At 55.2% G+C, this 12,046-nt stretch carries 10 protein-coding genes; 6 read left to right on the top strand and 4 right to left on the bottom strand.

The window, feature by feature from the left end; translation table 11 throughout:
• The first annotated feature begins 322 nt into the window (after positions 1–322).
• Positions 323–1,339, top strand: a complete 1,017-nt coding sequence (locus tag GCU45_RS14860) for an ABC transporter substrate-binding protein (RefSeq protein ID WP_152399487.1) — start codon at positions 323–325, stop codon at positions 1,337–1,339.
• Between the two features lie 163 nt (positions 1,340–1,502).
• On the opposite strand, the gene GCU45_RS14855 is transcribed toward GCU45_RS14860, so the two are convergent.
• On the bottom strand, positions 1,503–2,204 hold the full coding sequence (locus GCU45_RS14855) for a YcnI family copper-binding membrane protein (protein ID WP_152399486.1): 702 nt from the start codon (positions 2,202–2,204) through the stop codon (positions 1,503–1,505).
• 60 nt (positions 2,205–2,264) lie between these two features.
• Entirely contained in the window at positions 2,265–3,932 is a 1,668-nt protein-coding gene (locus tag GCU45_RS14850; protein ID WP_152399485.1) for a copper resistance CopC/CopD family protein, read from the bottom strand.
• Positions 3,933–4,347: 415 nt separating this feature from the next.
• Here GCU45_RS14850 and GCU45_RS33795 point away from each other — a divergent pair, with 415 nt between their 5' ends.
• Positions 4,348–4,518, top strand: a complete 171-nt coding sequence (locus tag GCU45_RS33795; RefSeq protein WP_163880247.1) for a hypothetical protein — start codon at positions 4,348–4,350, stop codon at positions 4,516–4,518.
• Positions 4,519–4,671: 153 nt separating this feature from the next.
• On the opposite strand, the gene GCU45_RS14845 is transcribed toward GCU45_RS33795, so the two are convergent.
• Positions 4,672–6,555 carry a bifunctional diguanylate cyclase/phosphohydrolase gene (locus GCU45_RS14845; protein WP_152399484.1) on the bottom strand — a complete coding sequence of 628 codons (1,884 nt, stop codon included), beginning with the start codon at positions 6,553–6,555 and terminating at the stop codon, positions 4,672–4,674.
• Between the two features lie 218 nt (positions 6,556–6,773).
• On the opposite strand from GCU45_RS14845, the gene GCU45_RS14840 reads away from it, so the two are divergent.
• From GCU45_RS14840 to GCU45_RS14830, 3 genes are all read left to right on the top strand, one after another.
• Positions 6,774–7,115, top strand: coding sequence for a metal-sensitive transcriptional regulator (locus GCU45_RS14840; protein ID WP_116233140.1), 342 nt, complete (start codon positions 6,774–6,776; stop codon positions 7,113–7,115).
• A gap of 47 nt (positions 7,116–7,162) precedes the next feature.
• Entirely contained in the window at positions 7,163–7,363 is a 201-nt protein-coding gene (locus GCU45_RS14835; RefSeq protein ID WP_076172696.1) for a copper ion binding protein, read from the top strand.
• A 185-nt stretch (positions 7,364–7,548) separates the two neighbouring features.
• Positions 7,549–9,987, top strand: a complete 2,439-nt coding sequence (locus tag GCU45_RS14830; protein WP_152399483.1) for a heavy metal translocating P-type ATPase — start codon at positions 7,549–7,551, stop codon at positions 9,985–9,987.
• 190 nt (positions 9,988–10,177) lie between these two features.
• Here the strand turns inward: GCU45_RS14830 and GCU45_RS14825 are convergent, their stop codons facing one another.
• Complete coding sequence (locus GCU45_RS14825) at positions 10,178–10,561, bottom strand: MerR family transcriptional regulator (protein WP_145161577.1); 384 nt, start codon at positions 10,559–10,561, stop codon at positions 10,178–10,180.
• A 325-nt stretch (positions 10,562–10,886) separates the two neighbouring features.
• On the opposite strand from GCU45_RS14825, the gene GCU45_RS14820 reads away from it, so the two are divergent.
• Complete coding sequence (locus tag GCU45_RS14820) at positions 10,887–11,927, top strand: NAD(P)-dependent alcohol dehydrogenase (protein ID WP_152399482.1); 1,041 nt, start codon at positions 10,887–10,889, stop codon at positions 11,925–11,927.
• The last annotated feature ends 119 nt before the right edge of the window (positions 11,928–12,046 follow it).

Raw genomic sequence — 12,046 nt, 5'->3', positions numbered from 1 at the left:
CACCTATTTCCATGAAATTGATTCTCATTCTCACTTCATTCTCAATTACTCATTTTATATGAACAGCAGGCCTCTTGGCAATGAGAAATATGAAATCGGCATAAATCTGGCACAATTAAGCGTTGGTTCTGCAATGCACTGGAAAAAGGCCATTCTCCATAAGGAAGTGCGCAGGTCAAACCCTACAGGTATCGGGTAAATCTGTGGACGATGCTGAATTCCCGGCAAGAAATAAAGATTGACAAGGGGCCGGCGAGCTGATAAGTTTTCAATTGATAATGATTATCATTACTGATGAATTACATACCTATGGGGGGTTATTATGTTTACAAGGTCCAAATCATCGTTTACGGTCATGATCCTGGTGGTCATGCTATCCATGCTGGTGACGGCCTGCGGCGGCAATAGCGGCGGCAGCGGGTCAGCGGCATCCGGCGGGACGGCAGCCGAAACTTCAGGCAAGGAGACAGCCGCATCGGATTCGAAGGAAGCGGCGTCGGACGGAGGAACGCGTACGTACAAGACAGAAAAAGGCGACGTGGAGATTCCCGTAAAGCCGCAGCGCATCGTAACCGATTATTATGGAGGCGAGCTGCTGTCCGTCGGAGCCCCTGTGGTGGGCGCGGAACCGAGCATTTTCCAAAACCCGTTCCTGAAGGATAAGCTGAACGGAGTAGAGGATGTAGGCTATCCAATCAATACCGAGAAGGCGCTCTCGCTCAAGCCCGACCTGATCGTCGTCATGTATGACGACAATTATGAGGCGTTGTCCAAAATCGCACCGACCATCTACATTCCTTACGGCACAGCAACTAACGTTGACGATACGGTGCGCCTGTTCGGCGACATTGCCGGCGAGGAGGAAAAGGCGGAGGAATTTATCAAAGCGTTCGACGAAAAAGCAGCGGCTGCCTGGGAGAAGCTCAAAGGCGTCGTGGACGAGAATGCCACCTTCGGCATCTACGAGTTGACGGACAAGGGCGAGCTGTGGACGTTCGGCGACAATGCCGGCCGCGGCGGCCAGGTGCTGTACAATGCGCTTCAGCTGAAACGTCCTGCGAAGAACAGCAAGGAAAACCAGACGCTGCAGCTGTCCATGGAACTCCTGCCGGAGTATGCGGCGGACTACATGTTCCTGACGACCTACGATCCGGAGAAGAAAGGCGATAAGCTGAAGGAACTGAAGGCTTCCCCGGTATGGAACAGCCTGGCGGCCGCGAAGAACGACCGCATCTTCTATAACGACTTTGACACGTTCTACCGCTATGATCCGATTGCTATTATGGGCCAAATCGATTTGTTCGTGGATATGATCCTTGAACACAGTGGTAAGAAATAGGAATTAGCATATAGAGTGCCCAGGCGGCAACGCTTGATACCCGCCTGCCGGTAACGAAAAAGAAGCTGCTCCGTTTTGATGCGGGGCAGCTTTTTTTGTCTTTAATATTCCTTTGTCGAGCTGTCATGGGCAGTTCCTCTGATCAGCTGTTTTTGCCGGTCGTTTATTGCCGTCTTTTCGTAAACGAAGTGATCAAGGACACGATGGACAGCAGCAGGGCGGCAATCGAAGCGACCAGTGTCGCGGTCTGAACGCCGCTGCTTCCGGAATCCGTTGCGGTTGGGGCGGGAGTCGATGCGGCAGTCTGGTCCTGAGCGGACGTGTCGGCCCCGGCTCCGTTATCCGTGGAGGCTGTGTCGTCATGGCCGTGATCGGCAGGCTCTGTTGTTTCCGTGGCGGTGATTTTGGTGATGGAGTGCGGCGAATCCGCGCCTTCGTCACCCGTCCATTCCACGATGCTGCCGTCTTTGTAATATTGGTAGGCGTCCCAGGCGACATCGGCATCCTGGTCCGGGTTCTGCGCAACGAAGTTAAACTGCTGGAATTCTCCGGCATTAATGCCGGCCCCGGTAGCGCTCCACGTAATGGTTTTGATTTTACCTGAGGCATCCTTTTCGGTCGTGACTTTCCACTCCGGCACCGGCTGGTACTGTTTAAGGTCCACGTTCTCCGGCACTTTTAACGTTACCTTGGTAGTGGCGACTTCTTTCTCAGACGGAATCTTGATCGTGTACGTTTCCCAGGCTCCCGGAGCCGATGTGGCCGGCTTGACCGTCACATGGGCGCTGGCGATGCCGGAAAACAGAAGCAGGCCGGCGGCTGCCGTGATCAAGAACGGGATGCGTTTGCTCAACAATTTTTTCATGCTCAATACCCCTTTATATTGTATTTGGTGATGAGGCCGATATCACTTGCCCCGCATGCTTCAACTGCTTCCGACGGTAATCTGGAAATCGGTATCCCAGGCGTCGAGGGACTCGGTCAAAATATGGACATGGACGTTCCAGCGGCCTGCCATGCTGATCAGGTCCTGGGCTTTATACGTCTTGTCAGCGCCGGGAATCTCGATCTCGTATTTGCCCATCTCCATGTCCAGCGAGGTCAGCGTCAGCTTGATCTGCTGAATGCCCTGCACCGGCTTGCCGCTGGCATCCTTCACGCCTACCTCGAAGGTATTCTCGCCCGCGATATTCGGGCTGATCTGCAGCGTGACGACGGTGCGGTTATCCAGCGTCTGCTGCACACTTACCGGCCCCGGATTGGAAGATGCTGGGGGCAGGTTCGAGAGGGCTGCGGCGAGCACCAGGGCCGCAATGCCGGCCGAGAACTCGATCCATACGCCGGCGCCAAGCGGCTTGCTGCGGCGCTGTCCGCGGATGAGGTGCACGGCGGCGAAGCCGAGCATCACCAGCAGCAGCACACATTTCAGCAGCAGGATGCGTCCGTAGGCGGTGTGAAGGAGCGAATACCAGGTCGGTACATACGTCAGCGAGGCGTACACGCCGCTGATCAGCACAGCCGCCACCAAGGTGGTGCCCCATAGAGAGAAGCGCTCGATGACCGCGAAGTAACTCTTTTTGCGAAGATCCGGATCGTCTGGCAGCGATGCCTCCCTAGGCAGAATCAAGCAGAGGGCGAGCAGGCAGCCGAGCCAGATGGAAACTGACACGAGATGAAGGAAATCCATAAATACCGGCATCCATATCGACTCGGCCGAAGCGGCGTGCCCAATGAATGCCTTGGACAGCAGCAGCCCCACGCCGGTCAGCAGCGTGCCCGCATACAACGCACGGAGCCCTTTTTGCTCGGTGCTCTGGGTTGCGGCGTAGAGCAGCGCGCCCAGGAGCAGCACAAGGATCACCTGCACCAGCCAAATATGGCCGAAGCTCGTAATGCGCAGCATTTTGCCGAGGAGCTCCGAGTTCCACACCTCGCCCCAGCCGACTCCAGCTTCGATCGCCGTCTGCATCGGCAGGCTCAGGAGAACACCGAGGATCAGAGCGGCATAGGATATGCCCAGAAGCTTACGGCTCCGAGGAGACAACACCGGATGCCGGGATCCTCCGCCCGCAGGAAGCAAATATAGATAAAAGCATAAAACGCCAAGCAGAAAAGCCAAGCTTACATAAAAGACCCAGCGGATCAGGATTAGATCGGCGCCCGGCGTATAACCAGCGTACACAATGTGGCTGGCCGTATTCTGGCTGCCTGTGCCGATTTGGAACGGAAACGTTCCGTTCACCGGATGGCCGTCGCCGGACACGGCTTTCCACTGAACTGTATAAATACCGTCCGGAAGACCGGTCTTCAGGTCGACTTCCAGGACGGCCGGCTGTCCGGCCGGAACTCTGCTGTTGCCCTGGTTAACCTCTGCTCCGGACGAATTCATCACGATGATGGAGTGAAAGGCCGGCTGCAGCGCTTCGTTGAACTGAAGCGTCACTTTGGCTGGCGCCTGCGTCATCACTTCATTATCGGACGGGCTGGATTTGGTCAGATAGGCATGGGCCGAACTGGCGGCAGGATGAATGAGCACTCCGATGAAGATCACCAGCATCCACACCCATAGCGTTTTCATATTACGTTTGAACATATCAAGGATTCACCTACTTTGAATTCGGTGCCGTTACCGCCGCTTGCGGCCGGCACATTGGTAATTGTATAGCCATCATTCCGAGATGAAAATGACCCTAATGGGCTATAGCGGACCACAGGATTCATCGATTTCGTGAACTTTCGCCATGAAGCTGGATGGATCTAGGAGATTCTTCTTTTTCGGAAGCTAAATTTTTCCATGAAATGGGATATTTGGCGGCTGACTTGCCGGATACCGGAGGATACGGCAGGATTTCTCCGGCTGGGGGCTCTGAGCCCCGGTCATCGCGGTTCAGCCCGCGAGGGCCGGGATCAGCCATTTTCAGCACATTTTCAATAAGTTTCAGGTCTCGATATAATAAAAAGGGAGTTCCCAATGAACGAAAAAATTGAAATCAGGAGTGATGTTATTCATGAGTTTGGCTGTATTGGAACGTCGGAGTGAGCTGCTGAAGAAACGGATTCAACAATTGATCATCAAGGATAACCAGTACGGAATCAGCCGTCAACAGAACATGTTCCTGCAGCACATGATTAAGGAATTACACCAAACATCATACGAGTTAAACACGGAGCGCGGGTAAGCCGGCTGGGCTGATCCGGACGGACAGAAAAAGGGTACCCGCAAGGGTATCTTTTTAGATTAAGAAAGCAATGAAATCAAGTTAAAGAAACCCGGATCATGCTTGCAGACATGCGCCGGGTTTTTCGTTCATATAAATAGAATACGTGTGAAATCAAGACGTTGTTGGCGAACCCGCATAGAGAAGGTTCACATCCGCAGCAGGAAGGGCTTTGCCCTTCTGTCTGGCTTCGATATACCGGATGAACAGCTCGGTCAGGTCCGGGTCAAACTGGGTTCCGGCACAGGCGCGCAGCTCGCGGATTGCATCTTCAACCGATTTGGTGTTCTGGTATGGGCGCTCCGAGGTCATGGCGTCAAAGGAATCGATCACGGTGAGCATCCGGCACAGCAGGGGGATTTCCTCCCTCTGATACCCGTGCGGATATCCCTTGCCGTCGTACCGTTCATGATGCAGCTCGATATAAGGCACCAGCGCTTTGAACGGCTCCTGAATGAGCGCGATTTCCTTGCCCCAAACGACATGCTTTTTCACCGTTTCCCATTCCGAAGGGCTCAGCTTGCCCTGCTTCCGGATAATGTCGCGCGGTATTTCGAGCTTGCCGATATCGTGGATGAGCGCCCCGAGCACGAACTGCTTCCGGCTGACCGGGTCCAGCCCGAGTACTTTGCTCATATCCATGGCGTAGCGAAACACCCGCTTGGAATGCTTGAACGTATCGATATCCTTGTACAGAAACAGGCTGAGCAGCTGCTCGATGTTTTTGACGTCCTGGGCGATGTCCTGCTCATCCTGAACAGGCTGGGATTCCCCGAAGATTTGTACGGTGTTTTTACCCTGTTTTTTGGCACCGTAGAGGGCCTGGTCCGCCTGATCCACCAATAGCGATTTGTCGTGAATGTCGGGCTTGTATCCGGAAATGCCGGCTGAGAAGGACAAGCATCCATGCGGGAAAATTTCTACGCCTTCGTAAGGGGTATCGTTGATCCGTTTGCGCAGACGGTTGATAAACTCAAGGGCTTGCTGCGTATCGTAACCGGGCATCAGCAGGGAAAACTCCTCACCGCCGTACCGGGAGGCGGAAATGCCGGCCGTTTCCGATTCTTCTTTTAAAATTTGGCCCATGAGGCCCAGCAGCCGGTCGCCCTTCAGATGACCGAAGTGGTCGTTGTACTTTTTGAAATCGTCGATATCGACCATGGCCAGGGACAGCGGCTTGCCGGTATTTCTCGCCTGCTGCAGCTGCACGTCGAGAATTTGCTCAAAGTAGGTGTGATTGTACAATCCCGTCCGCTGATCCGTATTGGCGCGCTCCTGCACCTGCTGATACATGCCGAACTGCATCCGGAACAGGTGGGACAGCAGCAGGCTGATGCCGAGAAACAGCCCCAGTCCCGTCACGCCGTTATGAACGACCATGATCGTGAGCACGAGAGAGAGGATCAGGATGCATAAGTAGACAAGCATGGATTCCCGCAGCAACCCCTTCAGCAGGGCATACAGGTTGTCCCGGTTGCGGTACATCAAGCAGTAGTACAAGCTGATACATATCAAGTTCAGTATAAAATAAGCAACGAGGGCGCTGAAGTATGCCGGCAAATGAACGTTCTGAAGGTAGCCTTGACGGCCGCCCATCAGATGAAACATGCCGCCTGCACCGGAAATCATAATGGAATAGATGGAGAAGTTGAGAAGGTGCTTCCACCATGCCAATTTCCGTTCGATGAAGGCGAAGATGACCGCGCTGACCAGCAGCATGACCAGAGAAGCCGCGCTCCCATAAGTAAAGATGCACGCCAGATACACGACCGAGTCCATCGACTGCTTGCTCCCGTCCGGGGGAACCTGGAAGGTATACATATACAGGACCAGCGACGCGGCAAGCATGGAGCCAAGAAGAAACCAGTCCGCCGAAGTATATGCGAGGGACAGGCTGCGCATGTGGAGCAGGAACAGAAGGGTGCCAAGCAGGCAGAACACCGTCGTGCCGACCAACCCGGGAATTTGCTGCTGCGTAATTAGACGTTTTTTGAACATAAGATTTATCTCCCTGCAGCAAAAAAATGGATATTCGAATCAGATGTTTATTTCGCCTTGTTAAATCTTAATTCCTTTAATTTTCAAGGCGGAATGGAAAACGAATCATCATCTGACGGTTCTGTGCTTGCATACTATTGGGGGGTATCGTATAATGACAGTATCAAAGCGGCATAGGAGGTGTCCTTATGGCGAAGGTCGAAATGAAGGTCGAAGGAATGACGGGCGATGCCCTGCTCTCCGCTGCCGGTCCTGACAGCTCCTGCGAAGGGGGATGCAGCGAGCGGCACAGCCACCATTCGGAACAAACCAAGAACAATTTGATTACCCGTTTGAACCGGATTGAAGGACAGATCCGCGGCGTGAAAGGCCTGATCGAGAAGGATACCTATTGCGATGATGTGCTGAACCAGATCGCGGCGATCCAATCGGCCCTGAACGGCGTAGGCAAGCTGCTCCTGGAGGGTCATATGAAGAGCTGCGTGGTCGAGCGGATCGAAGCCGGGGACCATGAAGTGATTGACGAACTGCTGGTTACGGTGAAGAAATTAATGAAATAATACCTGCATGAGAAGCAGGGATTATCCAACTTAAGGAGGAATATATGATGAAACAGGTTACGCTTAACGTTCAAGGCATGTCGTGCAACCACTGCGTCAATGCGGTAGAAGGCGCGGTGAAGAATGCCGGCGCCGCAGGCAAGGTTGACTTGCCGTCCAATACGGTGACTGTGGACTACGACGAGAACAAGGTAAGCCTGGACACCATTAAGGCAGCGATTGAGGATCAAGGCTACGATGTTGTCTAAACATTAGATCAGGCGGATGTTACGCCTCGAATACGAGTTTCAGAAGATAACGGAGGCGAGGATGTCCTCCGCTTATACCAGGCAGCGATGCGAATTTACGTGATTTGCGGGCGCTGCCTTTTTTGACTCTAGTTTATACCCCGCTGGGGTATGCCATAGACTTGGGGAAAGGAGAGGACGCGGCTATGGAACAGCATACGCCGGATCAATCGGAGAAGCATACGACCCTGCCCATTACGGGAATGACCTGTGCGGCCTGCGCAGCCCGGATTGAGAAGGGGCTAGGCCGGATGGAAGGCGTCAGCCGGGCGAACGTGAACCTGGCATTGGAGAAGGCCTCCGTCACCTATGATCCGAAGCAGACAAATCTGAAGCAGCTGGAAGACAAAATCGTATCGCTCGGTTACGGCACGATGAAGGAAACGATGGATTTTGACATTACGGGAATGACCTGCGCGGCCTGCGCGACCCGGATCGAGAAGGGGCTCGGCCGGCTGTCCGGCGTGACGGAGGCGAATGTCAATCTGGCGCTGGAAACGGCCCGGGTGGAATATATGCCGGGGACGGTGACCGTGCAGGACATGATGCATAAGGTGGAGCAGCTCGGGTACAAGGCGATTCCGAAGCAGGAAGCCAAGGATACCGCCGAGCTCCGCCGTCAGGAGATCCAGCACAAGCGGTGGAAGTGGATGATGTCGGCCATTCTCTCCCTGCCGCTGCTATGGGCGATGGTTGGCCACTTTTCCTTTACGGCATGGATCCCGGTACCCTCGCTGTTCATGAACCCGTGGTTCCAGCTGATCGTGGCTACGCCGGTACAGTTCATCATTGGCGGGCAGTTCTATGTCGGAGCCTATAAAGCGCTGCGCAATTGGAGCGCTAACATGGACGTGCTGGTCGCTCTGGGTACATCGGCCGCTTATTTTTACAGTCTGTATTTGACGATTGCCTCCGCCGCGATGGGAATGAACCATTCGGTGGAAATGTATTATGAGACGAGCAGCATTCTGATCACGCTGATTCTGGTGGGCAAGTGGTTTGAGGCGCTTGCCAAAGGCCGGTCCTCGGAGGCGATCAAAAGCTTGATGGGGCTGCAGGCCAAAACGGCGCTCGTTCTGAGGGACGGGAAGGAGGTCAGCATCCCGGTCGCGGACGTGGCCGCCGGCGATACCGTGATCGTCCGTCCCGGGGAGAAGATCCCGGTGGACGGGCGGGTACTCGAAGGATCGTCCTCTGTAGATGAGTCGATGCTTACCGGCGAAAGCCTCCCGGTCGAGAAACGGGCCGGGGACAACGTCGTGGGCGCCACGCTGAACAAGAACGGCGTGCTGCGCATCCGGGCGACGAAGGTCGGCAGCGAGACGGCGCTGGCCCAGATCATCAAGGTGGTGGAGGAGGCGCAGGGCTCCAAGGCACCGATCCAGCGGATCGCCGACGTCATTTCCGGCATCTTCGTACCGATCGTGGTCGGCATAGCGATTGTAACCGGGCTGGCCTGGTACTTCCTTGTGGACCCGGGCCACTTTGCCCCTGCCTTGGAGAAGGCCATCGCGGTGCTCGTCATTGCCTGCCCGTGTGCGCTCGGGCTGGCGACGCCGACCTCCATCATGGCCGGCTCCGGCCGGGCCGCGGAGTTCGGCATCCTGTTTAAGGGCGGGGAGCATCTGGAGTCGGCGCAGGACGTCCAGGTGGTGGTGCTGGACAAAACCGGCACCGTGACGAGCGGCAAGCCGCAGCTGACGAACGTGGTGCCCGCGCCGCTCATGACCGAGCAGTCGCTGCTGCGGATGACTGCCGCGGTCGAGAAACATTCCGAGCATCCGCTGGCGGAAGCCATCGTGACGGGCGGGCAGGAGCGGAGCAAAGGGCTGCCGCTGCCGGAAGCGAAGGATTTTGCCAATCTGCCGGGCTACGGTGTCTCCGCCCGGGTCGACGGCCGCTTCGTGCTGATCGGCACCCGGAAGCTGATGGCCGAACGAGGAGTAGCGCTGGACAGCGCCATTCCGGTGATGAATCGGCTGGAGGAGGCCGGGAAGACGGCGATGCTGGTAGCGGTGGACGGCAGATATGCCGGGCTCGTAGCCGTCGCCGATACGATCAAGGAGACGTCGCGCGAGGCGGTGTCCCGCCTGCAGGAGATGGGCATCGAGGTCGTCATGATCACCGGCGACAACGAGCGGACAGCGCAGGCGATTGCGGCCCAGGCCGGCATCCGCCGCGTGCTGGCGGAGGTGCTGCCGGAAGGCAAGGCCGAGGAAGTGAAGAAGCTGCAGCAGGCCGGCCGCAAGGTCGCGATGGTCGGGGACGGCATCAACGACGCCCCGGCCCTGGCTACGGCCGATATCGGCATGGCGATCGGCACAGGGACGGACGTGGCGATGGAGGCCGCCGACGTCACCTTGATGCGGGGCGACCTGAACGCCATCGCCGACGCGATTCTGATGAGCCGCCGGACGATGGGCAACATCAAGCAGAACCTGTTCTGGGCGCTCGCCTACAACACGGTCGGCATCCCGATCGCTGCGGCGGGCTTCCTGGCGCCATGGCTGGCCGGCGCCGCGATGGCGTTCAGCTCCGTGTCGGTCGTGCTGAACGCGCTGCGCCTGCAACGGGTGAAGCTGTGACTCTGCCGCCGATTAGACTTAAACGGCGGTGGCAAGGGTTATCCCTGTCGCTAGTGTAACTGCATATGCTGCACATCAAATACGCCCAAGGGAACCGGATAAACGCCGGCCCCTTGGGCTTTTTGCGTGTAAATCATCTCCCCCGGCTGCCCTGAACAGGACTGATGCCTGGCAATATGGCCCGGTTCGATTAAATTTTAATGTCCGCATGATTCCTTTGAGCTTCGAGCACGTCGTACAGCGCCAATTTATAATTGATTTTATCCAAATTGCGGTAGAGATCGGCTATTTTGTTTTCAATATCCTTTTTATGCTGGAGCATCATCGCTTTACGTTCCGCAATGGTGAAATCGCCCGCTTGATACAACTGGACATATCTCTGTATCTGCACGATGGGCATGCCCGTTGCCCGAAGTGCGGTAATGAAATGGACCCATTCCAGGTCCTCATCATCGTATTGGCGTTTCCCGTTCTCATCGCGTTTGACATGAGGGAGCAAGCCTTCATTTTCATAGTACCGGAGCGTGGAAGCCGATATTCCGGTCATCTGCGTGACCTCTTTTATACTGTTCATGGATACACCCCTTTGTTTTTGTCGTTAAAGTTAACTTTAGCATAAGTGGTGTTCAGAAGTAACTGAAATGAGCGGCTGGATGGATCGAATGCCGATGGGACAGGCAGCAGGTTGTTAGAGAAAACGGAACACAGTATGAAAAGCAGAGGATGTTGAGCGAAATATGCGTAAAGAACTCAGGAATAGGAAGTGTTTATGCCAAAGGATCGTGGTCTTTTAAGTGATGGAAAAATACCCTTGACTTAAAGTGAACTTTAAGATTTATGCTAAACATGCAATCCCATAAGGCAATCCAATTCCATGAGTAAAGGAGTAGTGAGATAACATGTGTAAAACACGCGTGCTCAGCGCCCCAGGCGCAAAAAAGCCTTTTGAAAAAACAACGATTGAGCGGAGAGAGCTGCGGCCGGACGACGTTTTAATCGATATTCATTACAGCGGTATTTGCCATTCGGATATACATAGTGCCTACGATGAGTGGGGCGGGGGGATGTTCCCGATGGTTCCCGGTCATGAAATTGCCGGCATCGTAGCGGCCGTAGGTTCGGAAGTGACCCAATTTGCGGTGGGTGACCGCGTTGGCGTGGGCTGTTTTGTAGACTCGTGCGGAGCGTGCGAATACTGCCTCATGGGGGAAGAACAGTATTGCACGAAGGGCGTCGTTCAGACTTATAATTCGCTGGACTATGACGGCAATCCGACCTATGGCGGGTACAGCCAAAAGATCGTCGTTACGGAAAGATTCGTAGTTCGGATCCCGGAAGGTCTGGAGTTGAGCGAGGCAAGCCCGCTGCTCTGCGCCGGCATCACCACGTATTCCCCATTGAAGCATTGGAACGCTGGTCCCGGCAAAAAAGTAGCCATTGTGGGGATGGGCGGACTCGGCCACCTGGCGATCCAATATGCGCATGCCCTGGGTGCGGAAGTCACGGTTTTGAGCCGCTCCATGGGTAAAAAAGACGAAGCCCAAAGCTTCGGCGCAGACGATTACTTTTCTACCAGCGATCCGGATACGTTCAAAATGCTGGCCGGCCGTTTCGATCTCATCCTGAACACCGTATCCGCGAATCTTGACGTTGATGCGTATCTATCACTCCTTCGCGTCGACGGTACGCTTGTGAATGTCGGTGCACCGGGCAAGCCGGATCAGTACAATGTGTTCTCCTTAATTATGGGCCGCCGCAGCATCGCCGGATCGCTCGTAGGCGGCATTCGGGAAACGCAGGAGATGCTTGAATTCTCAGCGGAGCACGGCATTGCCCCTAAAATTGAGGTGATCCGCGCCGACCAGGTCGACGAGGCCTATGAACGCGTCCTTCGCAGCGACGTGCGGTACCGGTTCGTCATTGATATGGCTACACTGTAATGAAGCCATGTTTCGATGTGAACTCGCTCAACAGATAACGGATCGCCATGCGCTTCATGGACGGATCCATCTGAGCCCTGGCAGGGACTTTGCCACAATCCCCCTGCCGGGGCTTTGTG

Origin of the sequence: Paenibacillus cellulositrophicus, assembly GCF_009363095.1 — a bacterium.
Lineage (GTDB): Bacteria > Bacillota > Bacilli > Paenibacillales > Paenibacillaceae > Paenibacillus_AQ > Paenibacillus_AQ favisporus.
The sequence above is the reverse complement of the archived record's forward strand: the minus strand, read 5'-3'. Positions and strand labels throughout refer to the sequence as shown.

Bases quoted from the DNA above. Each gene is read 5' to 3' on its own strand.
- GCU45_RS14860 (WP_152399487.1), top strand. From the start codon at position 323: ATGTTTACAAGGTCCAAATCATCGTTTACGGTCATGATCCTGGTGGTC.
- GCU45_RS14855 (WP_152399486.1), bottom strand. From the start codon at position 2,204: ATGAAAAAATTGTTGAGCAAACGCATCCCGTTCTTGATCACGGCAGCC.
- GCU45_RS14850 (WP_152399485.1), bottom strand. From the start codon at position 3,932: ATGTTCAAACGTAATATGAAAACGCTATGGGTGTGGATGCTGGTGATC.
- GCU45_RS33795 (WP_163880247.1), top strand. From the start codon at position 4,348: ATGAGTTTGGCTGTATTGGAACGTCGGAGTGAGCTGCTGAAGAAACGG.
- GCU45_RS14845 (WP_152399484.1), bottom strand. From the start codon at position 6,555: ATGTTCAAAAAACGTCTAATTACGCAGCAGCAAATTCCCGGGTTGGTC.
- GCU45_RS14840 (WP_116233140.1), top strand. From the start codon at position 6,774: ATGACGGGCGATGCCCTGCTCTCCGCTGCCGGTCCTGACAGCTCCTGC.
- GCU45_RS14835 (WP_076172696.1), top strand. From the start codon at position 7,163: ATGAAACAGGTTACGCTTAACGTTCAAGGCATGTCGTGCAACCACTGC.
- GCU45_RS14830 (WP_152399483.1), top strand. From the start codon at position 7,549: ATGGAACAGCATACGCCGGATCAATCGGAGAAGCATACGACCCTGCCC.
- GCU45_RS14825 (WP_145161577.1), bottom strand. From the start codon at position 10,561: ATGAACAGTATAAAAGAGGTCACGCAGATGACCGGAATATCGGCTTCC.
- GCU45_RS14820 (WP_152399482.1), top strand. From the start codon at position 10,887: ATGTGTAAAACACGCGTGCTCAGCGCCCCAGGCGCAAAAAAGCCTTTT.